This is a genomic window from Pseudochrobactrum lubricantis, assembly GCF_041929865.1.
In the GTDB taxonomy this organism is placed as follows: Bacteria; Pseudomonadota; Alphaproteobacteria; order Rhizobiales; family Rhizobiaceae; genus Pseudochrobactrum; species Pseudochrobactrum saccharolyticum.
This window is the reverse complement of record NZ_JBHEEE010000010.1, coordinates 37,887-63,138: the sequence shown is the minus strand read 5'-3', so window position 1 is coordinate 63,138 and position 25,252 is coordinate 37,887. Positions and strand designations below refer to the sequence as shown.

28 protein-coding genes are annotated in these 25,252 nt (G+C 59.2%); 7 read left to right on the top strand and 21 right to left on the bottom strand.

Going from position 1 to position 25,252, the window contains the following annotated elements; all coding sequences use genetic code 11:
- Nucleotides 1–5: 5 nt before the first annotated feature.
- On the top strand, nt 6–2,990 hold the full coding sequence (locus JNC80_RS17290) for an LPD7 domain-containing protein (protein ID WP_376711030.1): 2,985 nt from the start codon (nt 6–8) through the stop codon (nt 2,988–2,990).
- A 310-nt stretch (nt 2,991–3,300) separates the two neighbouring features.
- Nucleotides 3,301–3,594: an addiction module antidote protein gene (locus tag JNC80_RS17285; protein WP_109989451.1), complete on the top strand. Its 294-nt coding sequence runs from the start codon at nt 3,301–3,303 to the stop codon at nt 3,592–3,594.
- Nucleotides 3,595–4,131: 537 nt separating this feature from the next.
- Here the strand turns inward: JNC80_RS17285 and JNC80_RS17280 are convergent.
- The 5 genes from JNC80_RS17280 to wrbA all read right to left on the bottom strand — a co-directional run bounded on the left by JNC80_RS17280 (nt 4,132) and on the right by wrbA (nt 7,505).
- Entirely contained in the window at nt 4,132–4,269 is a 138-nt protein-coding gene (locus tag JNC80_RS17280) for a hypothetical protein (protein WP_180350246.1), read from the bottom strand.
- 73 nt (nt 4,270–4,342) lie between these two features.
- Nucleotides 4,343–4,795: a carboxymuconolactone decarboxylase family protein gene (locus JNC80_RS17275; protein ID WP_125270181.1), complete on the bottom strand. Its 453-nt coding sequence runs from the start codon at nt 4,793–4,795 to the stop codon at nt 4,343–4,345.
- Nucleotides 4,796–4,825: 30 nt separating this feature from the next.
- Nucleotides 4,826–5,272: a VOC family protein gene (locus JNC80_RS17270; protein WP_376711029.1), complete on the bottom strand. Its 447-nt coding sequence runs from the start codon at nt 5,270–5,272 to the stop codon at nt 4,826–4,828.
- Complete coding sequence (locus JNC80_RS17265) at nt 5,269–6,879, bottom strand: MFS transporter (RefSeq protein ID WP_376711028.1); 1,611 nt, start codon at nt 6,877–6,879, stop codon at nt 5,269–5,271. Before JNC80_RS17265 ends, JNC80_RS17270 begins: the two co-directional genes overlap by 4 nt.
- The gene (wrbA, locus tag JNC80_RS17260) at nt 6,879–7,505 is read right to left on the bottom strand and encodes an NAD(P)H:quinone oxidoreductase (protein WP_376711027.1); all 627 of its coding nucleotides are present in this window, start codon (nt 7,503–7,505) and stop codon (nt 6,879–6,881) included. Before wrbA ends, JNC80_RS17265 begins: the two co-directional genes overlap by 1 nt.
- Nucleotides 7,506–7,606: 101 nt before the next feature.
- Here wrbA and JNC80_RS17255 point away from each other — a divergent pair, with 101 nt between their 5' ends.
- Nucleotides 7,607–8,527: a LysR family transcriptional regulator gene (locus JNC80_RS17255; RefSeq protein WP_151558467.1), complete on the top strand. Its 921-nt coding sequence runs from the start codon at nt 7,607–7,609 to the stop codon at nt 8,525–8,527.
- 96 nt (nt 8,528–8,623) lie between these two features.
- On the opposite strand, the gene JNC80_RS17250 is transcribed toward JNC80_RS17255, so the two are convergent.
- On the bottom strand, nt 8,624–9,451 hold the full coding sequence (locus JNC80_RS17250; RefSeq protein ID WP_376711026.1) for a substrate-binding domain-containing protein: 828 nt from the start codon (nt 9,449–9,451) through the stop codon (nt 8,624–8,626).
- A 273-nt stretch (nt 9,452–9,724) separates the two neighbouring features.
- Here JNC80_RS17250 and JNC80_RS17245 point away from each other — a divergent pair, with 273 nt between their 5' ends.
- Genes JNC80_RS17245 through JNC80_RS17235 form a run of 3 tightly spaced genes read left to right on the top strand, consistent with a single transcriptional unit; the run spans nt 9,725 to nt 10,630 of the window.
- Complete coding sequence (locus JNC80_RS17245) at nt 9,725–9,949, top strand: thioredoxin domain-containing protein (RefSeq protein ID WP_376711025.1); 225 nt, start codon at nt 9,725–9,727, stop codon at nt 9,947–9,949.
- On the top strand, nt 9,928–10,275 hold the full coding sequence (locus tag JNC80_RS17240) for a glutathione S-transferase C-terminal domain-containing protein (RefSeq protein ID WP_376711024.1): 348 nt from the start codon (nt 9,928–9,930) through the stop codon (nt 10,273–10,275). The genes JNC80_RS17245 and JNC80_RS17240 overlap by 22 nt, the downstream gene beginning before the upstream one ends.
- 25 nt (nt 10,276–10,300) lie before the next feature.
- Nucleotides 10,301–10,630, top strand: a complete 330-nt coding sequence (locus JNC80_RS17235) for a DMT family transporter (RefSeq protein ID WP_207590848.1) — start codon at nt 10,301–10,303, stop codon at nt 10,628–10,630.
- A 453-nt stretch (nt 10,631–11,083) separates the two neighbouring features.
- Here JNC80_RS17235 and JNC80_RS17225 read toward each other — a convergent pair whose 3' ends face one another.
- From JNC80_RS17225 to JNC80_RS17215, 3 genes are read right to left on the bottom strand one after another with little or no spacing between them, the layout of a single operon-like run.
- On the bottom strand, nt 11,084–11,569 hold the full coding sequence (locus JNC80_RS17225) for a nucleoside deaminase (RefSeq protein WP_376711023.1): 486 nt from the start codon (nt 11,567–11,569) through the stop codon (nt 11,084–11,086).
- On the bottom strand, nt 11,569–11,943 hold the full coding sequence (locus tag JNC80_RS17220; protein ID WP_285051360.1) for a DMT family transporter: 375 nt from the start codon (nt 11,941–11,943) through the stop codon (nt 11,569–11,571). The genes JNC80_RS17225 and JNC80_RS17220 overlap by 1 nt, the downstream gene beginning before the upstream one ends.
- A gap of 48 nt (nt 11,944–11,991) precedes the next feature.
- The gene (locus tag JNC80_RS17215) at nt 11,992–12,312 is read right to left on the bottom strand and encodes a DMT family transporter (RefSeq protein WP_376711022.1); all 321 of its coding nucleotides are present in this window, start codon (nt 12,310–12,312) and stop codon (nt 11,992–11,994) included.
- A 135-nt stretch (nt 12,313–12,447) separates the two neighbouring features.
- Here JNC80_RS17215 and JNC80_RS17210 point away from each other — a divergent pair, with 135 nt between their 5' ends.
- Complete coding sequence (locus tag JNC80_RS17210) at nt 12,448–13,329, top strand: LysR substrate-binding domain-containing protein (protein WP_376711021.1); 882 nt, start codon at nt 12,448–12,450, stop codon at nt 13,327–13,329.
- Between the two features lie 88 nt (nt 13,330–13,417).
- Here the strand turns inward: JNC80_RS17210 and JNC80_RS17205 are convergent, their stop codons facing one another.
- The 12 genes from JNC80_RS17205 to JNC80_RS17150 all read right to left on the bottom strand — a co-directional run bounded on the left by JNC80_RS17205 (nt 13,418) and on the right by JNC80_RS17150 (nt 25,190).
- On the bottom strand, nt 13,418–14,308 hold the full coding sequence (locus JNC80_RS17205) for a LysR family transcriptional regulator (RefSeq protein ID WP_376711020.1): 891 nt from the start codon (nt 14,306–14,308) through the stop codon (nt 13,418–13,420).
- Nucleotides 14,309–14,389: 81 nt separating this feature from the next.
- Nucleotides 14,390–14,734: a hypothetical protein gene (locus JNC80_RS17200; RefSeq protein WP_376711019.1), complete on the bottom strand. Its 345-nt coding sequence runs from the start codon at nt 14,732–14,734 to the stop codon at nt 14,390–14,392.
- A gap of 92 nt (nt 14,735–14,826) precedes the next feature.
- The gene (locus JNC80_RS17195) at nt 14,827–15,291 is read right to left on the bottom strand and encodes a nuclear transport factor 2 family protein (RefSeq protein WP_109989436.1); all 465 of its coding nucleotides are present in this window, start codon (nt 15,289–15,291) and stop codon (nt 14,827–14,829) included.
- Nucleotides 15,292–15,392: 101 nt separating this feature from the next.
- Complete coding sequence (locus tag JNC80_RS17190; RefSeq protein WP_376711018.1) at nt 15,393–17,450, bottom strand: 2Fe-2S iron-sulfur cluster-binding protein; 2,058 nt, start codon at nt 17,448–17,450, stop codon at nt 15,393–15,395.
- A gap of 53 nt (nt 17,451–17,503) precedes the next feature.
- Nucleotides 17,504–18,118, bottom strand: a complete 615-nt coding sequence (locus JNC80_RS17185; RefSeq protein WP_139976365.1) for a glutathione S-transferase family protein — start codon at nt 18,116–18,118, stop codon at nt 17,504–17,506.
- 213 nt (nt 18,119–18,331) lie between these two features.
- Entirely contained in the window at nt 18,332–18,985 is a 654-nt protein-coding gene (locus JNC80_RS17180; RefSeq protein ID WP_151558453.1) for a hypothetical protein, read from the bottom strand.
- Between the two features lie 94 nt (nt 18,986–19,079).
- The gene (locus JNC80_RS17175; protein WP_125270196.1) at nt 19,080–19,613 is read right to left on the bottom strand and encodes a GNAT family N-acetyltransferase; all 534 of its coding nucleotides are present in this window, start codon (nt 19,611–19,613) and stop codon (nt 19,080–19,082) included.
- A gap of 94 nt (nt 19,614–19,707) precedes the next feature.
- Nucleotides 19,708–21,147: an MFS transporter gene (locus JNC80_RS17170; protein ID WP_376711017.1), complete on the bottom strand. Its 1,440-nt coding sequence runs from the start codon at nt 21,145–21,147 to the stop codon at nt 19,708–19,710.
- The gene (gene sigJ / locus JNC80_RS17165; protein ID WP_151558448.1) at nt 21,144–22,031 is read right to left on the bottom strand and encodes an RNA polymerase sigma factor SigJ; all 888 of its coding nucleotides are present in this window, start codon (nt 22,029–22,031) and stop codon (nt 21,144–21,146) included. The genes JNC80_RS17170 and sigJ overlap by 4 nt, the downstream gene beginning before the upstream one ends.
- A gap of 1 nt (nt 22,032) precedes the next feature.
- Entirely contained in the window at nt 22,033–22,461 is a 429-nt protein-coding gene (locus JNC80_RS17160) for a carboxymuconolactone decarboxylase family protein (RefSeq protein ID WP_376711016.1), read from the bottom strand.
- 1,033 nt (nt 22,462–23,494) lie between these two features.
- Nucleotides 23,495–24,418, bottom strand: a complete 924-nt coding sequence (locus tag JNC80_RS17155) for a nucleotidyl transferase AbiEii/AbiGii toxin family protein (RefSeq protein ID WP_376711015.1) — start codon at nt 24,416–24,418, stop codon at nt 23,495–23,497.
- Nucleotides 24,405–25,190 carry a type IV toxin-antitoxin system AbiEi family antitoxin domain-containing protein gene (locus tag JNC80_RS17150; RefSeq protein ID WP_376711014.1) on the bottom strand — a complete coding sequence of 262 codons (786 nt, stop codon included), beginning with the start codon at nt 25,188–25,190 and terminating at the stop codon, nt 24,405–24,407. Before JNC80_RS17150 ends, JNC80_RS17155 begins: the two co-directional genes overlap by 14 nt.
- Nucleotides 25,191–25,252: the final 62 nt, after the last annotated feature.

Here is a 25,252-nt window from a genome sequence, read left to right as displayed (position 1 = left end):
GGTCGATGGAGTTTTTTCTCGGAGCTTTTGAGAGCGAATGGGAGCAGCGCCGTGCGGCGTTGCTGCATGAGCTTTCGCTGGGTTCGAGTGCTGCAAGCCGCGCTGAGGAAGAAATGCGGCGGAGGTTGCGCGAATTACAGATCGCTGGCGGAGCTGCCGCTGCAGGTGGTGCTTCAGTCCCGAAAATGCGTAAGCTATCCTCAAGAGCGCAGGCGTTCGTCCAAAGCGCCGCAAATAGGCCGATTGCCGCGACGAGGCCGATGGAGACACGTTTGGCCGCGGTTGCAGCCGGAAGTCAGCCGGCTGTCGTGAAAATGGCGTCGTATGGCGGCGGTGCGCGTCTTGGCGCAATGGTGAATTATGTTGCCCGCAATGGTGAAATTAGCGTCGAAAAGGAAAACCGTGAGCGGCTGGAGGGACGTGAGGAACTGGCACGGTTGCGTGGCGAATGGGAGCCATTGTTTCAAAATCGTGCCGAGAGCAGGGATATCGGGACTTTCCATGTGTCGATAGAAGCTACCGGGTTCGCAACCGAAGAAGCTTTGCACCAACTCGTACGCGATAGCTTGGCAAGCGCATTCGGTAATCGCAGCTTCGCTTATGCTGTTTCGCAGCCGTCGCATGGAGTTTTACAAGTTGACGGTATGGTGGTCTTGCGCAGCGCGGAAGGGGAGCGGTTGACCGGCGACGCGAAGGCGGCGGACATTATTCAGAGACGTTACAACGATAACGCAGCGTCCGAGCTGGCGAGGGCGCGGTTCCGTTTTACCGGGTATGGTAATGGCGTGGAATATGGCGCTGCCAAGTTGCGCAATCTCGTCGAGGAGCATAAGGGCGACGTTCGTGACGATAAGGGGCGCATCGTTCCGGATGCGCGTTCCGCAGGCGACCTGGTGCAAAAGCAGTGGCGCCCGGAATTGCACAGCCGTAAGGGCAGGGATGTTATGCATGTTATCATGTCCGCCAAAGCGGGCACGAATGTTCAGGCTTTCGAGGGCGCTGTTCGGGATTTTCTGGCCGCGCAGTTTGAAGGGCACCGCTACATATTTGCGATGCATGATCCGTTCAGTGACCCGAAGGAGATGGGGCAGGGCGGAAAGCGACCGCATATACATGCTCATGCTATTATCGCGATGCGTTCGGATGCCGGTGATCGGGTAGAAACTTCGCCACAGATTTTTCGCCAATGGCGCGAGCTTATGGCTGAAAAGGCGCGCGAGCACGGAATCTCTATGGAAATGACCGACAGGCGCGAGTTTGCAAATGCTCCAGCCTACACGCGAAATCAGGTGCGGCCGGTTAATAGCGAGGGACGAACGGAACATGAGGGGACGAGTGCGGCAGCTCAGTCGCGTTACGATGCCAAGCGCTCAGGCCGGCGGAGCGTGGCGCGAAGCGTGCGCAGCCGTGAATATACCGTAAAGGTAACTCATAGTTGGGAGAAAATAGCAATGGCTAGCGGCGATCACCAGATTGCCTCATACGCCATACAGCAAAGAGATATAGTTGTATCAACCAGTTCACCTCAATCGAAAGCTAAAACTTCTAACATCGTTCATGCAGATTTCGGGTCACATTACCACGCCAATTTGGTAAGGTTGCAGAACATCATTTTGGAGGGTGATAAAGTGCGCGAAATGTCGAGAAGCGATTTTGAGGCATATGAGAAAGAAGTTGAAACAGCTTTGTTCCGGCTTGGCCGTAATCTCGGACCGGAGGAGAAAGCCGATCTGGATCAGGTAGCGCAGTTTACGCGCGAGCACGTCAATCTAATGCGCGAGCATATGGAATTGACGGAACAGCGTGGAAGGACCGCTGAAGCGCCTTCTCGTGAAAGCGAGCAGGATAGCCCGTCGATGCAGATCGCTCGCGAACCCGATTCCGAAATTGCAAAGCCAGCGCATGTTGTCGCGGAATTAGAGCAGGGTCGGCCGTCGGCAGATAATGCCAACGAATCTCGTTCCAGCATGGATGACGAGGAGAAAGCGGCGGCAGCATCTTATCAGGCCGAAATGGATCGTTCATTCCCGAATGAAATCACGAGCCGATATTATATTCGTGAGGATCACGGTGGGACGCAGCGAGTCTTTGCCGATTCAAAGGGTGAGCGCGAAGTGTTCCAGGACAATGGAGAGAAGCTGCGCGCAAAATCGTTCGATGCTCAGGGCGTTCGATTGATGATCGAAACAGCAGCGTATCGAGGCTGCACGAGCATCGAGATAACGGGGAGCAAGGAGTTCCGCCGTGAAACTTGGCTGGAGGGCCAGGCGCACGGAATTTCGGTCAAGGGCTATCAGCCGACCGAACTGGATTGGCAAGATCTTGCACGCCGCGAGCAATCCTATTTGCGTAACGAAATTGTTCCGCTCAAGGGCAGGGTGCTGGAAGCGGATCACGGGCCCAAGGAGCAATCCGCAAGTTCAGATCAGTCGAGCAAGGTCGATAGAGAGCAACAGGGTGCAGCTAAATCAGAAACGTCGCACTCCAAGACCGTCGACTATAAGGAGGGCGTTCAGGGCATCCTTGTCGAGACAGGCGAGAAGCCCTATCAGGATAATGAAAAGAACGAGCCTTCGCCGTTCGTTGTTATTGAAACTGCCAATGGCAATCGCACGGTCTGGGGTGTCGGATTACCGGATGCGTTGCATCGCGCCGGCGCTGATATCGGCGATGAAATTCATTTGCGGTCCACTGGTACGGAACGCGTCATGAAAACCGTCATACAGGAGATTGACGGGCAGAAGCACCGTGTCGAACAAATGGTCGATCGCCGGGCATGGGAAGCGAACTTGCTTGAAGAACGGGATCGGACCGACGAGAAAGTTGAAGGTTCCAAACAACTCGATAATCGGGCTAATATGGAAACAAAGGCCGTCGTTCGCGACGGAGAGACTGCCCGTACAGATCCTCCGCAACAACAGGTTCCACGATTGCAGGAACTAGAGCAAGCGCAGCAGCAAAAGAAGGAACGCGACGAACACGAGCGTTAAAGGACGATGCGACACGATTACATCTATAATTCACCTCCCGATCCGAAGGCTGACGACGCCCTTGCAAAGTTCTTTGCGGTTCTGTTCTGTCTCGTCCTGGGACTGGTTGCGATCGTGTACATAGCTACTGTCGTTCGGGACTGGTTCAACGCGGCCGTCGCATGGATAATCGATATGATTAGTTTCCTTGGGGGATTTTTGCCGTTTTGACGGCAAAGATTTTTAGACTTAGCCGGGCTCTTTTGCGACCCAATGTGTTGCGGTGAGAATGCTGCTGCCAGGAAGCTCGCAAATGAATGGAGTGAACAGGATGACTGAAAAAGTAACCACCTATGATCCAGCGGCTGCACTGGTCGATGATGAGGAAATCGCAGCTTTTATGGCAGATGCTTTTGAAACGGGAGATGCGGCCTATGTTGCCAAGGCGCTTGGCGTCGTCGCCCGCGCCAAGGGCATGACTGAAATTTCCCGCAAACCCGGTCTATCCCGGGAACAGCTTTATCGCTCGTTCAGCGGACGCGGAAACCCGACTTTGGGGACAACACTGGCGGTGATGCGTGCGCTCGGTGTTGACATGACAGCCGAAGCTCATCCTTCACAGTAACGGCAATTGTTTCTGAATGTTTTTCCTTCGAAGCGGCGGTCCATTAAGGCTGTGCTCATTCTCTGCATTCATGGATGACACCGAATTCCCGATTTGCTTCCGCGCCTCCTTGGAAACTTGCCGTTCACTTTTGATGCGACGGACGGTCGACTTGGTGCCGGCGAACGAACCCGCTTCGCGGGAAGGCGCGTGCGACTGAGGTAAAGGCACAGAGCGACCATTGTGCTCAGCATTGAGTGTCGCCCGGAGCGAGCAGAGAATGACTGGCTTCTTCAACCATGAGCCTGACCATGCAAAACCAACTAAATTCGCCCGCGATCAGCCCGCTTCGTCAACATCTGATCGATGACATGAACCTGCGTCACTTCGGGCACGAGGCCCAACGCATACCGCGTCCGTGGATGATTTGTGCCGTGAGGAAGTAACGCGTCTCCTTGATGCGACAACTTGTCCCAAGCATCAGGCGGCGCTAGCCGTGCCTATGGTTCAGGACGGCGCGTATCGGAAGGGGCTTCATTAGCTGTCAGCACAAACCACCTAATTGCCAGACAGGACTGTCAGCGCAACCCACTCCGGAAAGCTCATACCTGCCTTCTCAAGCTGACGCTGCAACAAGGCCTGCAAGGTGCGTTCGGCTTCGCCAATCAATCGTGTGATGTGCGGGCTATTGGTCATGTCATTTTCTTTTTCATTTTGGTTTGACTGGCCGGACAGCTCGCGCAGAGCGTCACACAGCAGCCGCGTTCGCTCAGCTTGCATCCACCGGATGCTGCGACCTGAATCCGACGCAGAGGCGGTTCCAGATATTGATCGTCCCGATTGCAACGCTGATGCGGGTGATCTCCGCCTCCGTAAAGAAGGCCTGGAGCGGCTGAAAGTCGGTGTCCGGCGCGTGTGTCTGTGCAACGTTTGTCAGCGCCTCGGTCCAGCCAAGCACCGCCCGCTCACGAGCATCGAAGACGGGCGAGTCCCGCCAGACGCCTATCAGGTTGATCCACTGCTCGCTCAACCCATCGCGACGCGCCTCCCTGACGTGCATATCAACGCAATAGGCGCAGCCGTTCATCTGTGAGGCCCGCAACTTGAGCAGGTGCAGAAGCCGGGGCTCAATCCCGGACGCTTTGCGCACATAGGTGTCGAGATCGGCCACCGCCTCATAGGCGTCAGGCGCAATAGCGGGAAAGTCGAAACGGGCCTTCATGGCACTGTCCTTATTTCTTTTGCTCTTGTTCTAGAAGGTTCGCCAGATACCCGGCGTCCCCAGTTCGATCAGGTGATCGTCGGGATCACGAAAGTAGATACTGGTTCCGCCCAGTTCCCAGCGCATCCGCGCTTCGATCACGATGCCCTGCGCCTCCAGATGTTTTTCCCAGCCGGGCAATGCATCCGGGTCGATGGCAAAGCAAAAATGGGACGGTCCGGTGCCGTCGTGATAGGGAATGGTCCCACCCGGCAGTACCAGGTCAACGAGCGTTGCGCCGCGCTTGAACAGCAGCAGAACAGTTGCGTTCCCGGCGTCATAGGCGACGACGCGTTCGTTGCACACCAGATCGGGAAAGCCGAAAACGCGGTCATAAAACTGCGCAGCGCGCACGACGTCCTGCACGTAGATGGCAGTTTCCAGGATCTTCCGAACTTTCGGCCTCTGCGAGAGAGGCTTTCCGCGATCATCGGTCATGGGTTCCACCCGCCGCTACCGTAGGGACGGGTTATCACTTCGAGCAGGTGCCCGTTGAGATCGTTGAAATAGAGCCCGTGGCCGCCATCGTGGTTGTTCATCCCCGGCTTCCGCCGTTGGGGATCGGCCCAGTAAGGCAAGCTCCGCTTGTCGAGCCGGTCATGCAAAGCGTCGAAACTCGTGTCATCGACGAGGAACGCGTAATGCTGCGGAACGACGGCATGGCCCACATCCATATAGTCGAGGTTGACGCCATTGTCGGTGGTGACCATCCAGAATGGCCCCCATCTGCGCGGCGGCTGGAGCCCAAGCATTTCAGCCAGAAACAGGGCAGAGCCGTGTGCGTCTTGCGTCGCCAGGATCGTGTGGTTGAATTCGATTCTCATCAGTGCTCTCCCATCCCGAAGCTTACCCCGCTGTGCCCCGACCCGCCTGAGCGTCGAGGCCACCACGAGCACGGCAATCACCGCCGTGCCCGCCACGATGTAGGCGGCTGAATCCCAGCCGAACCGATCCAGTGCGCCGCCGATGGCTGTCGGGCCAAGAATCTGTCCGAGATTGCTGCCTTGAATGATCAGACCCAGAACGACCGGAACCAACCCTGCCGCTGGCGCCACGAGTGGCGCGGAGGACAGCAGGATCGCCGGGATCACACCGCCAACAGTCGAGAACAACAGGCACAGGCCGAAGGCCGCACCGTCCGGCAGCACAGGGAGAAAGATCCCGAAGCTGGCCAGTCCCATGACGAGGCATGCCGCGATCAGGAGCGCCGGGCGGCTAAAGCCCCTGGAGAGGAGCAGGCCTGCCGTCAGATTGCCGATGACGTTCACGGCCGAGGCCAGTGCACTGAGCAGTCCGGCCGTCTGGTGCGTCACCTGTAACCGCTCCATCAGCAGCACCGGCAGGAAGCTGAAGACCGCGAAGAACATCATGCTGTAGAGCGCAATGGTGATCGCCAGCCCCACAGCGCTACGGTCGCGTGCCACGGTCATGCTGTCGCGGCGCAAGCCGTTCCAGGACATGATCTGGCCTTGCCCGCCAGCGGAAATGACAAGTGGAACAGCGATGCAGATGGCCAGCGCCAGCGCCCCGCTTGCCCACCACATCCTCTGCCAGTCCTCGAAGAACGGCCCCACCAGCATCGCCACCGCCATGCCGACCGGCATGAAGCAGCTCCAGAGGGCGAAGGCCAGATCACGATCAGCTGGTCGCGTAACCTCCTGGAGCAATGAGGGCGCAGCGACCGTCACCAGTAGGAAACCCGCCCCTTCGATAATGCGGCCACAAAACAGGCTGGGCAGTCCCGGTACCGCCGCGCCAAGGGCCGCGCCGGCTGTCGTGACCAAAAGCCCGATGATGAGGATGCGCCGTGCACCGAAACGCGCGACAAACGCCCCGGTTGGAATGCCGCCGACAAGGCCGATGAGCGCAAATATTCCAGTCAGCCAGCCGATCGCCGTCAGCCCGATTCCAAAATCGTTCTGCAACAGGGGCGCTGCAATCGCCGCCTTGCCAACCTGCAAGGCGGCTGCAATCCCGCTGCCGACGATGACGAACACGGCGGTCCAGTGCGTAGACACTGCTTTCGTTGTTGATGGCGTGTCCATCACGAGCCCCTTGCCGCGTGCCCGGCCACGAGGGCGGCCGCGATCCCGGCGACATGGCGACCCTGGAACCGTGCGCCCTCCAGCTCGTTTTCACTGACCTCGCGGTGCCCTCCCTGACCATCATCGGCCAGCGTCGATGCACCATAGGGGGAGCAGCCGGTAATTTCGTCCATCCGCATCTGGCCCTTGAAGCTGTAGGGCAAGCCGACAATGATCATGCCGAGGTGGAACAGAACGGTCTGGGTGGACAGAATCGTTGTTTCCTGCCCGCCATGCTGGCTGCCGGTCGAGGTGAAGACGCTGCCTACTTTTCCGACCAGCTTGTCCTCGAACCAGAGCCCGCCGGTCTGGTCGAGAAAGTTCTTCATCTGGGACGCCATATTGCCGAAGCGGGTCGGCGTTCCGATGATGATGGCGTCATAATCCGCGAGTTCGGCCAACGTTGCGACGGGCGCGGACTGGTCGACCTTGTATCCGGACTTTGCAGCAACCGCTTCGGGAACAAGCTCAGGCACCCGCCTGATCGCCACCGTCGCACCCGCCTCACGCGCGCCATTAGCCACGGCCGAAGCCATCGTCTCGATATGCCCGTAAGAGGAATAGTAAAGCACCAGCACCTTCGTCATCTCGTTGACCTCTCATTGATTTCATTGAGCGAAAGGTTGCATCAAATGGATGAGCGAAATAAGTGATATAAAAATGATATAGACGATCACAAGGAAAGATCATGCTGGATGCCCTTACACTCGATCAGATCCGGACTTTCGTAACAATTGCCGACAGCGGCAGCTTCCGCTCCGCAGCCCAGAAGCTTTCGCGCGTCCAATCGGGCGTCAGCGCCACCATCGCCAACCTCGAAGCCGCACTCGGCGTGGCGCTATTCGACCGTTCCGGGTACAAGCCGGCCTTGACACCGCAGGGGAAGGTATTGCTCGGCAACGCACGCGACATCATTCTGCGCGTGGACGTATTGCGCGCCCAGGCGCGCGGCTTTGCGCATGGCGTCGAGACGGAACTCGCGATTTCTGTCGACACGCTCTTTCCCATGCAGGAGGTCGCACGCGCGATCTCACTGATGCGACTCGAATACCCCGCCGTCGCCGTTCGGGTATGGTCAGAGGCTATGGGTGGTCCGCTCGATGCGCTCAGGAAGAGCCGTTGTACACTTGCCGTGATGGTCGGAGAAGATTTCCGCGACCCGCGCATAAAGTTCGAGCCGCTGATATCCATCAGCCAGGTTGCGGTCGTCGCTTCGAGCCATCCGCTGGCCCTCCGCCATGCGGGCCATCCGCTGGAGCTGATGGATGTTGCCGATCATCTCCAGATCGTTCTGGCCGATCCGTCCGACATATCGGCGGGCCGAGACTTCGGAGTCGTTTCGTCACAGACCTGCCGCGTCAACACGCAGGATACCAAGCACCATCTCATCCTGGGGGGAGCAGGCTGGGGGCGGCTCCCTTATTGGCTCGTTGAACGGGATTTGGAACAGGGAACGCTCGTGCGCCTCAACGTCAGCGCCTTGGGCCGCAATGGGGAGATTAAATCCAGCGCTTATGTAGCCCACCGTCGGGACGAGGCACTTGGGCCCGCAGCGCAGAAACTTGCCGATCTGCTGACCAGCCAGGAATATGGTGATCAGGGTGCTTAAGGACCTCCATTTTAAGGTTCTCACATCCTGATCCAATGTATGCGTCCGACCTCCGCTCCGGCGGGGGCGTTCGTCTTTGATTCAGCGGTCATGCGGCTAGCGATGCCAACCGCTCCACCCTCTGCCTGATGACAGGGCTCCAGACATCGGCAGTACGATCATATACGTCGGGACGGATCGGAATTTTGCCATTTCCAAGACATTAGGTAGCGATAGCGCGGCCCATTGCATAGGAGTGGCCGCACCCTCAAACAATTCCCGCTCGCGCGCCAACCCTCCGCCGACGAGATCGAAGAAGGCCTTCACGCGCGCCGTCCCCTTGAGATCGGCATGGGAGACGATCCAGAGTTCGCCGCTCAATTCGGCGACCGGCTCCGGCACGGCTCTTGCCACGCCGGCCTCGCTGTCGCCGAGATAACAAGGCAGCAGCGCCAGTCCGATGCCGGCCTTCGCTGCGACGAGCTGGTTGACAAGGCTGTTGGTGCGATAACCGAACGCCTCCAAGGGGGCTGCCTGCGAAAGCCAGTCGGCCGCGGCGATGCTCGAGGCAGGTTTCTCCCAGCCGATAAGTGCATGGCGATCCACGTTGCGGGCGGTTGAGAGCGGGCCACCGTTGGCGGCGAGATAGGACGCGTTGGCATAGAGCGCCCAGGCGATGCGCGACAGCTTGCGCCCCCAGAGATCGCTTTCCTTCGGACGGATCGGCCGCAACGCGATGTCGGCCTCGCGGCGCGACAGGCTGAGCACGCGATTGTCGATCGCCAGTTTCACGACAATGCCGGGATGAGCCTGCCGGAATGCAGCGAGATGCGTCGTCAATCGGCTGTAGGCCAGCGTCTCGGATGACGTGACCTTCAGGCGTCCGCACAGACGACGATCACGGCCCGAGATGTCTCGGTCGAGCGCCAGCGCCTCGTCCTCCATGCGCCGGCCGGAAGCCGCACGCCGAGCCGTTCCTCCAGCGCTTTCAGGCGGTGGAGTGGTCGAAGCCGAGCGCTAGCGCCGCCGCCGTCAGGCCGCCGGCGCTGAACCGCCAGCACGAGCCTGACTTCGTTCCAATCGTCCATGCTGACAGGAATAGCATCTTCTTCGCTTGCGGTCACGCAAGCGCCGCTGGCGAAATGCCAATGAGCCTTGCGCGTCCGCTGGCGATAGATTGGCTTCGACATCAGGCTACAAGCTTCAGGAGATTAGACCATGAAACTCTACTACGCCACCGGCACCTGCTCGCTCTCACCGGATATCGTGGCGTGCGAAGCCAGTGTCCCGCTCGATCTGGAGCGCGTGGACATCAGGAAATTGCCGCATGTCACTGGAAAAGGAGACGACTATTCGGCCGTGAACCCGAGCGGCTACGTGCCGGCTCCGGGCTCGCCCCCGCCGCCGGCACGACGGAGCGCGTGGCGCTGCAATCTTGGCTAAATTTCATCGCCATTGAACTCCACAAGATGTTCAGCCCGGGGCTGTTCCACCCGGAATATGGCGTGCAGGCGCAGGAGGTCGCGCGTGCCAAGATTGCCCAGCGGCTGGCCCATGTGGAGCGTCATCTGGCGGCAGCCGGCCCCTTCCTGCTCGGCGAAAACTTCACCGCCGCCGACGCCTACCTGTTCACCATTGTCGGATGGTCGGATTTCGCCAAGGTCGATCTTTCCGCCTTCCCGCATCTGCGCAATTTCCAGGCTCGGGTCGGGGAACGTCCCGCCGTGCGGGAGGCGATGCACGCCGAAGGCATGAAGGTGGCGTCGTGACGGCAGAACCGCTGGCGGTGCAATGATGAGCCAGGGTCTTGCATGGCTGCTGCTGATCATCGCCGGCTTTCTCGACGTGGCCTGGGCGATCTCGATGAAATATGCCGAAGGCTACACACGCCCCGGCTGGACGATCCTGTCTCTCGCGTTACTCGCCGCCTTCGTCTATCTGCTCGGCCGGGTGCTGGAGGTTCTGCCGGTCGGCACCGCCTATGCGATATGGACCGGCATCGGCGCAGCCGGAACGGTGCTGCTCGGCATCGCGCTATTCGGCGAGACGATCAACCTGATGCGGCTCGGCGGCGTTGCGCTGATCGTTGTCGGCATCGTGGCGCTCAAGCTCGCGCCAGCATAGTGAGCGGAGAAAGCCCCATCAGGCCCGATCGGATCATTGTCCCGCGCCGCCGCGAGGATAATCATCAAGACCCCTGGACGGCTTTCAACGTCATTCGGGAGAATCTTGTCTGAGGCGGTTTGCTGGGGCGGCGGCTGGCGTCGGATGGTCGCATTCGCCGCACACAAGCGCGATCCATAAATGGCATTGAACAGAATGTCGGCCTTAATCGCGCGCTTTGGACGCTAGCCGCAGGCATGCAGCGTTTGAAAAAGGGATGACTGATCGGGACAAGGCCGCCGCCGCTACGGCCTTGTCGTCTGTCTTAAGACGAAAAGCGGCTCGCCGACTACGCCCGGCCGCAAGACAAGGCAAGCGTTGTGAGGAATAGCTGCCAATACCAGGCGTTGGGCACGTCTCTTGCTGTCAGGATCAGAGGTTTCGTCCGAAGGCTGAGTTCGCAAAGCCGCGATCCTATAGAGCCCGCCGTTCGGGATGAAACGCCAGAAAAGGCTTCAATCCCGTCGATACAGCAAGCTTGCTCACGTTAGGCGATTGCCATGTTTGAGGGTCATCGGCGAAAAGACGATAGCTGCCGCGATAATCGAAGCCATGCGCAGCGGCCTCGTCACGGTCGACAGCAAAGAAGACTTGCGAAATGCCTGCACTGCGCGCGCTGATGTAGCACATCGCGCAGGGCTCTCCCGATGCGAGCAAGGTCGCTCCGCTCAGATGGGTCGTGCCGTGCGTGCGGCAGGCATCACGTATCGCTTCGACCTCGGCATGAGCAGTCGGATCGTGATGGGCCCGCACACGGTTGACCCCACGCCCGAGGATCTGTCCGTGGCGGTCGACGACGAAGGCGGTGAATGGAATGCCGCCTTCGTGGACATGCTCCATGGAGAAGGCGACGGCCTCCTCCATGAGCTGCGTCAGGCGGGATGAAGCGCCGGCGACCATCAGGACGCCCCCTTGAGCTTCGGACTGTCGGAGAGCTTCAACCAGACGACGCCGGCGATGATGACCGCGAGCCAGAATGCCTGCATCAGCGTCAGGGGCTGGTCGAGAAGGACGGTGCCTGCCGCGGCCGCGCCGACGGAGCCGATGCCTGCCCATACAGCGTAGCCGATTCCCACATCGATGGTCCGCAAGGCGGCACTCAGGAAATAGAGTGTCAGCAGGAAGAATAACAGCGCGGCGATGGACCAGCCGAGAACCGTGAAGGCCTGGCTGCCGCCGACGCTGAGCGCATAGCCAATCTCGAAGGCGCTCGCGAGCATCAACATGGCCCAGGCACGTCCGCTGCTTTGCGGCTGTTCGATTGCATTTGTCATTTCGGGTTCCTTTTAGATCGGGAGGGATGGGTGGAGGACAACTGAGCGTTATGCCGCGCCGCTGAGGCGCAGGCCGACGACCCCGCCGATGACGAGGGCGATTCCGAGCAACTTCTTCACGTTCAACTGCTGGCCGAAGAACAGCGCGCCCAGGACGACGATGCCGACGCCCGCGACAGAGGTCCAGATGGCGTAACCGACGCCAACGTCGAAGGTGAGCAGCGCGAGGCTGAGGAAGAAGGTGGCGATTGCGCCACTGACGAGAGTTACGGCCGTCCACCCGATATGCGTGAAACCTTTCGCCTTCCCGGCACTGATAGCAACGGCGATTTCAAAGATTACGGCAGCTCCAAGATATAGCCAGCTCATCGAATTTTCCTTTCATTGCTGGTTGGGACTGCTTTGAAATTATCAGGCGTGGAAAACGCTGGCCAAAGCGTATATCTCAGGGGCATGATGAATCAGATTCATCATGGACAATGATCAGCCTCAGGAGGTGTATAGTTGCGAAAGCTTCCGCCGCTCCACGGCCTGCGCGCCTTCGAGGCCGCGGCCAGGCATCTGCATTTCTCAGCTGCGGCCGAAGAGCTGCATCTGACACCGACGGCTATCAGCCATCAGGTGCGACAACTGGAGGAGATACTCGGCGTCGAGCTGTTTCGGCGCTATCCGCGCCCGGTGCGCCTTACACCTGCGGGCGAACAGCTGTTTCCGGTGCTCAGGGACTCCCTCGATCGAATCGCAACGGCCATTGAGCAGTTGTCAGACCGTCAGGATGGCCCGCTGCACCTTTCGGTCACAATGGCTTTTGCCAGCTGGTGGTTGATGCCTCGTCTGCCGCAACTGCGCGAAGAGACAGGATTGAGCGTTGCCATCGAGGCGGATGACCGCGTCGCGGATTTGCACGCCTCGGGCATCGACATGGCGATACGCTATGCCGAGCGCCCCGGCGCTGATGCCGAATGGCATCGGCTGTTTCCTGACCGCCTCGTGCCGGTTTGCGCTCCCGCCCTTCTGCCGGGCACGGAGCTGCTTTCGCCGGATCAAGTCCTCGCCCTCCCGTTACTGCACTATCGCTGGAGATCGGGAGCGGCCAATGCGCCGAGCTGGGAGCGGTGGCAGGCCCATGCACGGGCAGACGGCGCTTCACCGAAAATCAGCCAGTCATTTTCCGAAGAAGTCCACGCTTTGGACGCCGCTCTGGCAGGTCAGGGAGCCGTGCTCGCCTCGGAACATCTCGTCGGAGATCAATTGAAGATAGGCGCGCTCCTGCGGCTGTCGGACATCGCCTTGCCGGGGCCAACCTACTGGGCGGTCTTCCTCACGAGCCATCCGGCAAAAGAACGGCTCACGACGCTGCTGGACTGGTTTCGGAAACAAACCTGACGGTCACAGATGCAGATCGTCGTACCGTCGCACCCGCTAGGTCGGCTCAAGCCTGAGAGGTCACGGACTGAAGTCTTCGCAAGAGGAATCAGTTGAGGAAACGGTTCTCACGAAGGACTGCTTTAGCGATACCCACGAACGCGCGAACCTTGGCGGAGGCGGACCTGCCCTCTGGATGCAGGATATGGATGGGCATCGGCGGCTCTTCATACTCGCTGAGTACGATCTGCAGATCTCCTGCCATAAGTGCCGGTCCGATCTGGTAGTGGAGAACTCTCGTCAGCCCCCGGCCTTGTCGTGCGAACGTGATCGCCGCTTCGTTGGTATTGCATTGGAGGGTGGCATCGATTGTCACGCGCTGTTCGTTGGCGAACCGCCATTCAGGCGAGGCCCAGGCGCCTGTCGAGACGGCGATGCGGTGATCCTTGAGGTCCGCTGGAGTATTCGGAATGCCATAACGCTCGAAATAGTCCGGCGATCCGCAGATAACACGCCGGACAGTGCCGACCTTTATGGACGAAAGACCCGAGTCCGGGAGACGGCCGATACGGACGGCTACATCGATCCCTTCATCGACAATATTGACGGGGCGATCAACGAAAAGGGTCTTGGCCTTCATTGCGGGATAAGCGTCGAGATATTGTATCACTATCGGAAGCACATGCATTTGGCCAAACAACACTGAAGCGGTCAGGGAAAGCGTTCCCGTCGGCGTGGCATCGCAGGCTCCCGCTGCGGCCTCTGCTTCAGCGATGTCCGCAAGAATCCGGCGGCAATCCTCGAAATAGCGTGACCCTGTCTCGGTCATCTTTACCGAGCGCGTCGTTCGTACGAACAGACGCGCTCCGATGAGATCCTCGAGTGAAGCGACGGCGCGTGTCACTGCAGGTGCGCTCATATTCAAGTGTCGGGCAGTTTCTGCAAAACTCTCGGTTTCGGCGACCTTCACGAATATTCGCATTGCTTGCCAACGATCCAACTGCTTACCTCCCAGCGCTGGAGACAATGGTAGGGATGTCGTGGGCAAGGAAGCAAGTCTTCATGAGAAACCGACTGTGGATCAGGAGCTCGACTGCCGGAATGCCGCGGCCATCTTCTCGATTTCCGCGCAGCTTCGCGCGCACAGTCCTGTGCGAAGAGCACGCTGACGGTTTTCTTCACAGACCGCCAGCGCTAGGGCTATCGCCATCGATGTCTTGAGATCGAAGCTGAACCCCCTTCGCGCGACGTCTATCTCTGCTCCCTTCATGCCGATGGCGCGTGCGGATGCTTCCTGTTTCCGAAGCAAGAGAGAGTTGTTGCTCGTCGCAGTGAGCGCGAGTTCCACTGACAGTCGGATGCGCTCGTCCAGCTTGAACCCGGTCATGGTCGATTTCTCCCAAACGTGGACCGTGATCCAGAGCATTTCCGCTTTTCTTTGGATCGCGAAACACGCTAACTCTTATATTAATGCGATTCTCGGACACTAAACCGCTTCGCACTTTTGCTGAAATTGCCTTAAAAGCCGAAGTCGCTCAGGTCAGGGTGACCGTCTGGCCGGCGGCCAAGCGGCCAGCGAAACCTGCGCTCGGCTTCAGTGATCGGACGTTCGTTGATGCTGGCATGGCGGGTTCGCATCAGGCCGTCCTCGGCGAATTCCCAGTTCTCGTTGCCATAGGCGCGGAACCATTGACCGCTGTCATCGCAATACTCATAGGCGTAGCGCACTGCGATCCGGTTTCCTGTGAAGGCCCAGAGCTCCTTGATCAGGCGGTACTCCAGTTCCTTATTCCACTTGCGGGTCAGGAAGGCTTCGGCTTCGGCACGGTTTGTAACGAATTCAACGCGGTTGCGCCACCGCGTGTCCAAGGTATAGGCGAGAGCGACTTTCGCGGGATCGCGGGTATTCCAGCCATCTTCCGCAAGGCGGACCTTTTCGACGGCGCTTTGCTCCGTGAAAGGGGGAAGGGGGGGACGAGACATCTTTTGGCTCCTCTGGTTGTCGAAACGACGTTCTCATATGTTCACAGTCAAGGCGGTCTGAAGCTGAAGATCGAGGTCGGGAATGTGGAGCAGTCCCGCCCTCAGACAGCAAGCTGGATACCGCCCCGGTTCTGGTCTGAAGGGACGGCGCAGCAGAGCAGGACCTCACCTTCGTCGACCTGTGCGGTCGGCTCCTTCAGATAGGTCACCGCGCCCTCGATCAGTTGGGTGCGGCATGTGCCGCAGGTTCCCGCGCGGCAACTGAACTCGGGTTCGAGGCCGCGCGCTTCCGCCAGTTCCAGCAGCGAGCCGGAATCGGGCATCCAGCGCGCCTCCTTCAGCGAGTTCGTGAACACGACAGGCACGGGTCGGGTTGATGGCGGTGGGCGGGCCGGAACCGGCACAGGCGCGGCCGAGTCAGAGTCTCTCTTCAGGGACGAGGGGCCGAACGTCTCGGCATGAATGCGGTCGTCAGCGATATTGTAGCCCCGAAGCCCGTCGTAAAGCGCCTGGGTGAACTGCGGCGGGCCGCAGAGATAGAAGTCGTAGTCGTTGAACGGCAAGTGGCGGGTCAGCAGCGCCATGTCGATTCTGCCGGCGGCATCGTAATCGATGCCCATTTCGGCGCCGTCGGTGTCGCTCAGGACCCGAACAACGCGCATCACGCCTTTCGTCGCGTCGGCAAGTTCGGCTATTTCCTTTTCGAAGGGACGCTCGGCCTTTGAACGCGCGGCATGGAACAGCGTGACGGGACGAACGCGCTGCGTGCGAAGCCCTTCGTAGACAATGTGACGGAGCATCGCGAGCAGTGGCGTAATCCCGACGCCGCCGGCAACGAGCACGGCCGGGCGTGTCGCCCCGGCGTCGATGGTGAAGCCGCCGGCGGGTGCTCGCGCCTCGATTATGTCGCCGACGGCAACGCTGTCATGCAGAAACTGCGATACCAGTCCGTTCCGCTTGACACTTATGCGGTAGATGCCGTCCGAGGGCGCGACGGAAAGCGAGTAGGTGCGGATCACGGGCTTTTCGCGGCCTGGCGGCGTCACGCGAATCGGCAGGTGTTGCCCGGCGGCATGCGGCAGAACTCCCGCGTCATCGCCTGGCTGCAGGTGGAACGAGCGGATCGTTTCGCTTTCCTTGACGATCCTGGTAACAGTCAGCGGGCGCCACTGTCTGGCAAGTTCAGCCGCGCGCAGCCGGTCGGCAGCCTGCGCCCAGTTGCCCGTCATCAGGGTACTTGGGGACCAACCGTCCTTTTGGAAGCCCCAACGCAGAGCCAGGGCATTGGCGCGGCGGACGATCCGCCGGGGCTTGAACGCCCAGAGTCGTTCGGCCCCCTGAAAGGCAGCGATCTCGGGGGAGTCCAGAATGACCTCGGCGTCACCGGTCGTTTGCAGCATATCGCCTGTCGTGAAGTCCACGAAAAGCAGCCCCGCCTTGCCGTTCAGCAGGATGTTGCCGAGCGTCGCGAAGAACAGGTTGCCGTCGAAGTCCGGGATCGTCAGCGTCCCGTCATCCCCGACACGGACGAAACCGGCATTTCCGCCACGATGGGAGACATCCACCTGCCGCCTGTCTTCGCGGTCGACATAGGATGCGACGAAGAAGGCGTCGGCGCTTCTGATCATGGCACGGGCCGGGCCGTCGAATTCGGGAAGGTTCTCTATGGTGCCCGAGAATGCCTGCCCGGGTTCGCGAGTGAATGCGAAATCACGCAGTTGGATATAGCGTGGACAGTTTCCGAAGCTCTGGTCGACATTGACGCGAAAGCCGTCCTCCATCGCGGAAACGAACCCGTTCATGCGATTGCGCCGACGGGTATGCATTTCGATGCCGAGCAGACCGACCGGCTTGCCGTCCGCGATGCCCCCGCTGGCAGGGTCGGTTGCGTCCGTCGGCGCCGCAATGTCGAGCACGGCCGGCGAAGGAGAGGACATGAAGCCGGGACGGCCCTCGACGAAGGTCGCCCATGCGTCATCCCCGGAATCGACGCTGCCGAGCACGATCAAGGGGAGATGGGCGTAGAAGTCGCGATGCTGGTCGGGCATGTAGTCGCGGACGACGCGCTGCCCAACGTCGGCCATGCGTTCGACGACGCCCACCTTCTCCTGAAGGAGCCTTTCGCCTTCGTGCCATGTCGGCAGTGTCTTGTCGCGCATGTCCCGCCCTCCAGGAGTGGCAGAGCGCGCGGGCAGGCGCGCTCCGATCGCGTTCAGGCTGCTGCGAGGCCGACCGGCATGCGGACGAAATCCACAAAACCCGGCAGCGCTTCCACACGGCGGAGGAAGGCGCCGACGGCCGGGTAGTCCGAAAGATCGACGTTTCCTTCGGGAGCGCGTGCCACATAGCTGTAGATGGCGACGTCTGCGATCGTCGGGCGGTCGCCAACCAGCCAGTCGCGACCGGTGAGCTGGCTTTCCATTCTGCCCAGTACCGTGTGCGCGCGATTGATGACTTCTTCCGGATTGAACTTGGCGCCGAAGACCGTGATCAGTCGCGCGGCGGCCGGGCCATAGGCGATTTCGCCGGCGGCAACCGACAGCCAGCGCTGGACGGCGGCGGCACCCTTCGCATCTTCCGGCAGCCAATCGGTGCGGGCGGCCTTCCTCGCAAGATAGACCAGGATCGCGTTGGAATCGGAAATGAAGACACCATCGTCATCAAGGACGGGGACTTGGCCGAACGGGTTCATTTCGAGGAAGTCCGTCTTCTTGTGTGCGCCCGACTTGAGATCGACTTCGACCAGGTCATGAGACAGGCCGAGCAGCGAAAGGAAGAGCCGTGCCCGGTGAGAATGGCCCGACAGCGGATGGTGATAAAGCTTCATTCTGCGCTCCTGCGAGTGTCGTCCGGGTCCATTCCCGATCCGCAGTCGCAGGGTGCTACGGACGATATTCAGACAGAACGCCCAAAGTTGGCACTTCATTATTACGCGATTCGTAATAATCGAACTTCTGCACCAGTCGGGAAAACAGGTAGCGCATACAGCGCACGCTGATCCGCTCCCCTGACAACGATACGCAATGATACGAAAGTGTTCCTATTCACGCGTGTCGAGGATTGAGCGGTAGAACCGACTGTGGTCTCCATCAAACCCGTCGATACCCCGTTTGGTCAGTATAGTGCGCGTTGGCGGATCGAGATGCCAGATCGCCTTGTCCGAAGCCCCTTCATACCAACGGATGTTGAACGCGCAGAGGTTCTTAAAGAAGAACAGCTCGGCATAGTCGTCTATGTGATCGCGAATCCACCACGCGAGAGGTCGGTAGTCTTCGGTTTTCCTGTAAAATTCGAGATAGGCCGGGATGAAAACGGTTACGGTTCCGCCAAGATGCCCATCGCTGTCGTGCCGGTCCCAAATGTGGCGTGCAGCATTCAGATCATTGTCTGTACACCAGCAAGCGGTGTCTCCCGCTCGAAAACGTTCGTTACAGAAGGCATTCAGGGTTGGAGAGCGGTAACCGCTGCGCACCGACACATGGCCGAACGCGCGTTTTAGCGGCTCCAGCAGCAGCGTTGCGACCGCACGCCCCACCTGCAAGGCAAGCTCTGGATCGTCGGGAACATTGGGAATTCCGTAAAAATTACCAACCTCCGAATACAACATCTCGCGCATAAAGAAATGTTCGGAAAGCTGCTGCCGCCCGAAGTCGGTCAACGCGGCAACATCCTTGATTGGTTGAGTAAATGCCATCTGACTAACTCTCCATGCTGAGCAGGGGGGCACGGCTATCGCTCCCACTTAGCGGTCGTTCAAAGAGACTTTAAGGACACAGCAACCCGATAGGCTATCGGGGCAAGCGCACACGCCAAATTCGATCGTCGTCCACACGATCGCCGAGCTGAAACGTGCATCGTCCTACCTCTTCAAAGCCGTAACGAGCGTAGAATCGCTTGGCACGCTCGTTGTGATCAAAGACCGTCAGGTAAACTTCGCGTGCATTCTCGGTAGCTGCGGTTTCGAGAGCCCAACTCGTGAGGCGATCAGCAACGCCGGTACCATGCCACTGCCGCACGACGTAAAGTTGCTGCAGCTCCAACGCTGTCGGATCCGGATTAACGGCAGGCGCGCGGAGCGGGGTCAGTTTCGCATAGCCGATCGGCTGACCTGCGGCCACCCCCACCAGCCAGCGCACGCCAGGCGCGTTGAAGTCCCGCGACATGGTTCCGCCGGGACGATACACTTCCTCACAAAAACGCTCGAACGCGGCTGGCTCGTAGCGCTGCGAGAAAGTGTCGGTAAATACGCCTCGTGCGACCGGCAGCAGGCGATTGAGCAGGTCTGTATTTGGCTTCAGGAAAGCCACTTCTTCCAACTGCATAGATATGTCTCCCTGGTTGCTTGAACGCGCTTCAAATGAGTTGTTGGAACGTTTTCGCAACTCACGTGCGCACAGGCGCGTTCTCCAGCAGGTCTTACCGACACCTGTCAGTTGCCTGCCTGAACGACGCACTATTCATGACGACAAGGCAGAGCGCCGGAGCCACCGCCATGGCGATGCAGAGCCACCTGGCCGCATTGGCCGTGTCCATGCCGTCACCATCGCCGCTCGCCCCCGCAAGATTGACCACCAGTCCCGCGAAGGCCGCTCCGAATGCCGTGGCGCAAAGCTGCACCGTCATGATGGAAGAGGCCGCATTGTCTTCCTCGCCCTCTGGCGCCACCTGCAGCACAGCAGTCGACAGATGCGGATAGGAAAGGCCGACGCCTACTCCGCCGATCACCAGAGCTGTACAGATGAGGGTGAGCGGAAGCCAATCGCTGTCCACACTCGGCCAGGGTATGACGACACCGAGCACACCCATGGAGACAAGAGATAGAACCGGCCCTGCGTGCACCGCCCTGATGCGGCGATTACCCTGAAGCCCGGACCCATAGATTGCCGCCGCAGTCCAACCCGCTGACATAACGGCGGCGATGTAGCCGGCTTGAAGAGGCGAGCTGCCATGCAACTCCTGCAGGAAGAGCGGCAGGAAGATCTCGGTGCAGGTGACCGTGACAGCCAGAAGCGCGGACGCAGCGTAGAGGCTGCCGAGCGCTGTGGGTAGTGTGAGCGTGCCGGCCGGGAGCAGTCTGTGCTTCGCCCGACGCTCGGCCACGACCATAAGTGCGACCAGAACCAGAGCCACCGTCATTGCGCCAGCCGTTGACGATATCCCGGCGCCGACGCCGCCCCAGGACGCGGCAAAGACGGCGAGCGTCAGCAGAGCAAGCTGCACGACAGGCAGCGGCTCCATCTCACCCGATCCCTCCTCGCGTGCCGGTAGGACGAGGACTGCCGCGAGAGCAACGATCCCCGCAAGCGGAACCAGGAAGAAGAATGCGCCGCGCCACAGGCCGATCTCGGCGAAGATTCCACCGACCGCTGGACCGAGAAGGGTTGCAATGCCCCACATGCTGGACAGAAGCGCCAATGCGCGGGGCCACAGCGGTTCCGCGAAAACCCGGCGGACCATGGCATAGGCCAGCGCCAGCAATACGCCGCCACCGAAGCCCTGGATGAACCGCCCGACCAGCATGATTTCCATCGTGCTGGCAGTGGCGCATACCAGCGTACCGCCAATAAAGATGACCGTGGCCACGAGATAGCTGCCCCTCGGCCCTCCGCGGACAAGGAGCGGAGAGGATAGCGCTGCGCCTAGGATCGACGCGATGACAAACAGCGTCGTGTTCCAGGCGTAGTAGTCCAATCCGCCGATCTCGCGGACGATGGACGGCAGGATCGTTGTCGAAATGTAGAGGTTGACCGCATGAAGGGCGACCCCGCCGCTCAACGCGAGGGAGCGGATCAGGTTGCCGCCGGAAAGCAGATCGCCCCAGCCTGGCGCGGTTGAAATCGTGTCCGTCCTCGTCATTGAAGAGTCTTTTCTGCGTCGCCGAGACGCGCGAGTTTGTCGGGATTGCGCATGATGTAGACGCCTTTCAGTGAACCTCGCGCGTCGCAGGCGAGGCTGACAGATGCGGCGATGTTCGCACCGTCGAAGACAAGCGCTCCACGGTTACTGTTGATGTCGGCGGGCTGCCATCTGTAACCCTGCCAGTAGCCATGAAGGGCTTCGCCCAGGAAATTGAGCACGTCCGTCTTGCCGAACAGGGGCATGAGCAAGGTTGGGGCCTTGCCGCCGCCATCGGCCCGAAGCTCGATGTCCTCTGCCATCAGCGCCGCGAGTTCTGTGGTCATTCCAGTCGTGACCGCTGTCTGAAAAGCTGCGAGCAGTTCGTCCTGTCGCTCCTTTGGCACGGTCGCACCCGGTTCTGCACGCCCGACACGACTGCGCGCGCGTGAAACCAGCTTGCGGCAGGCCGCCTCCCGGACGCCTAGCGTAGCGGCGACATCCTCGTAGGACTGGTCGAAGATCTCGCGCAGGAGAAAAGCCGCCCGTTCCTTTGGGGCGAGACGCTCCAGCATGAGCAGGAAGGCGAGAGAGAGTGATGCGGACAGTTCCACTACGCTTTCCGGCGTTTCCTCGGTCATCGTCTGGATCGGCTCCGGCAGCCACGCGCCTACATAGTCAATCCGCGTGCGGCGCGCCGAGCGCAGCATATCGATGCAACGGCGCGTACAGGCGGTGGTCAGCCAAGCCGCGGGATCGGAAACAGCCCCGTGCTCAGCGCTTCGCCACTTCAGCCATGTGTCCTGAACAGCATCTTCCGCTTCCGCGAATGAGCCGAGAATACGGTAAGCCAAACCAGTCAGAAACGGCCGCCGGGTCTCGAAAATGTCTGCGTCGCCCCCCATGTCAGTGCGCAGACACTTGAATGCGATTCCACAGATTGATCATCGCAACAGTGGTCGTGAGCGCGCTGATCTCGGCATCGCTGAAGTGCGCACGCAGTTCGGCGCGCAGCGCGCCATAATCGGTCTTGCGCTCGATCTGGGTCAGCGCTTCCGTCCATGCGAGCGCGGCACGTTCCTTGGCCGAAAAGTCGCTCACATGATCCCAGACCACCAAGCGATCAAGCCGCTCATTGATCTCGCCATCGTCCCGCGCTTCCTTCGTGTGCATCTTCACGCAATAAGCGCAGCCGTTGAGCTGAGATGCACGAAGCTGGACGAGATGGTGTAGCATCCGGTCGAGTCCATGCTCATCGATAGCAACGTGCACTTTTTCCAGTGCAGCAAAGACATTGGGCACGGTCTTGTAATGATTCACGGGCTTATCCGTCACAGTCGCCTCCTATAATGAGCGTTACATCCCTATGACGATCCACATATGCAGTTTGTGACGTGCACCTCCAAAAATATGCGGTTCACGATCTGCCCCGCGTAGCCACTGTCCGCGGATGTTCAGACGTGTGCCGCTGAATTTACAAAATCTGGTCGACTCGCTACGATACCACAGCGAGTGTCCGCCTGGTCACTGCAGGATCTGATTCTTGGCGATCGAGGAACGCGTCGCCGAGAGCGAAGCATCGCTATCAATCGTTCCTCTTCGCCACCGTGCAGACGACATTCCCTTCGAGTCGGAACGTCAGACGATTGCGACGTCACCGACAAAAAGTCAGTTATTGGCGAACAGCACATCAAGGGGGGCCGCAGGAGAAGCCGAACGGCAACAATCCAGTTGAGCCGAACAATATCCTGAAAATTCAGATCTGGCATTCTTTATTTTAGAGGTTACATCGATGATTGGCAGACGGGTATATTTATTTCCATTATGAGAGCCGAACCTCGCCCGATTTGATCACTAAAATATTGCATGCAAATGCGTCACGTCATTAGGCCGGTAACCTGCCAATCAGCGAATATTGTTGAGACAACGCCGCCGTTTCTACTCTAATCTTTGCCTGCTCCTCGCCCCCTGAGGCTAAGGCGCACGCTCGGCGGCTGCAGAGTGCTTTAACGGGCAATCGGTATTTGGGGCGCCTAGCAGGTTTAAATTTCCTCCTAACTATTATAATGGTTATAAGATGCGCGTCTGCTTTTGGGAGTTCCCGATTCGGGTTTAATGACCGAAATGAGGCGCAATGCGGACCGTTCTGGATGCTAGCCCGACGACAAATCAGCGTTGCGGTCTCTCCAAAAGACGGGATCAACAAAAAATCTATTAGTGGGTTGTTCCTTTTTGCAGCACTGGCCCAGTGCTGCAGGCCACAATCAAGGTCGATGACGCTCTGCTTCGATACCTGAAACAAAGCTGGCCGCGCGCATTCTCAGCCTTTAAAGCTCCGGCTGCATTTAAGGTTTATGCTGCGGAACAGCTATTTTTGTGCACGCCGATCAAGGGAAGATCGCAGCAATTCGACCAGGGCGGAGCGCTGAACAGGTTTGAGTTTGTCGAGATTTCGCTGCCGCCAGCGGATTGCCGGAAGCTCTGCAACATGGCCGATCTTCAGCAAGGACCAATCCGGTTCACCACGCTCGAATCCGATCAGAAATTCGCGGTGCTCATCCGGCATACCGTCGATCAGTTCCTCAATCATCTGCTGCTGCGCTTCGATCAGTTCTTCAATGTGAACCACCTCCTCGGTCATGCCTTCGAAACCATTGCGGTATTCATTCGCGAGGTCTTTGACCCGGCCCGAAAGCACCTCGCCCATGGGACGATTGTGGCTGAGGAGATAAACAAGAAAAACTTCGCGCAACTCGTCGCTCAGCCCTTCATGGGCGAACAGACTGCGCACATCGAAGAGATCACGTGGATGCTGGCGATCAAGCGCAGCAACCAATTTTCCTGCAAACAGGTCTTCAAAGGACACGACGCTAGTTTCGGCAAAACCGAAGACCTCTTCGACCGCCTCGGTGACAGGGATCACAGAAGGCTCGTGCACTACGCCGCGCAAGACAGGGGAGACTTCAATCTTCACTTGTGTTCCCTCGGCCATGACAAGAAGCCGCAAGATCGCGCTATCGTGGACGTTTTCGGCGACGCGAGCACCGGGTACTTCCGCTAAAGTTGACGTTTTGATCCGCTTCATGGCTGCGTCAATGTCCGCCAACGCCTCCGGCCTGTCGTTGATGGGCAAATACATGAGGTCGATGTCAACGGAGAGGCGCGGCAGATTGCGTATAAAGAGATTAATCGCGGTTCCACCCTTGAGAGCAAAACAGGTTTCGCGCGCCACAATAGGAATCAGACGCATAAGCAGCCTGACTTGGCCCTGGTACTGATCACGAAATGCCATCGAAGTCCCTCGGTACGGTGATGTGATAGACCGGATCAAGCTTACCACCGGGCACAAGCATGCGCTTACCCTTCCCGAGATCGATTGTGGTTTTGTCCAGTCGCTTGAGCCACGCATGGCCATGACGATCTGCGAAATAAAAGAACAGACGTTTGACCTTCACGCTGTCGCAATCCAGAAGCAGTTTTTGCAGCCGCCTCGGGCTGAAATTTGCGGCACTTTGCATAATCATATCGGCCTGATGGAAACTCTCATGGCGCGGCAGTTCATCGAGCATTTCGAGATAAGCTCGCTCAGGCTGCGAAAGCGTCATAGGCCAGTCCCACTGCCCCCATGCGAAGCTGCCAAGCCCTTGTGTGATTGGTTCATTGCGGAACAAGGTAGCGCTGTTGTGATAGACAAAGCGCTGGGGCAGTTGCAGTTTGTTCAGCCATGCAGGCGGCTTTTCCGATCCGTAGAGATGAACAATCCTGGTCTCGTGAGCGAGGTAATGCGCAAAGCCCTGTAATTCTAACGCCGTGCGTCCGCCGACATAGAGCGGCGCTCGTGAAAGCAGGGTCTGGAGCGATATGATGACTTGCTGCCAACTCAGCGTGCCGCGCGGTTTTTTATAGACGCTACGTACCGGCTGTTCCAGCCAGCCGTTCTTAACGTAGTAAGCGCGTAGGTTACTGGCGATGCCGCGCTCTTGCAGCCAGGCAGCATCCACGATCAACCCTTCTGGCAGGTCTTTCTCAAGTCGGTTTAAGAGTGAGGTACTTTGCTCAGCCATACTGAGTATAATAAATGATTCTTAAACCGTTATCAAGTTTGAGTGCGCCATCATTTACTCAA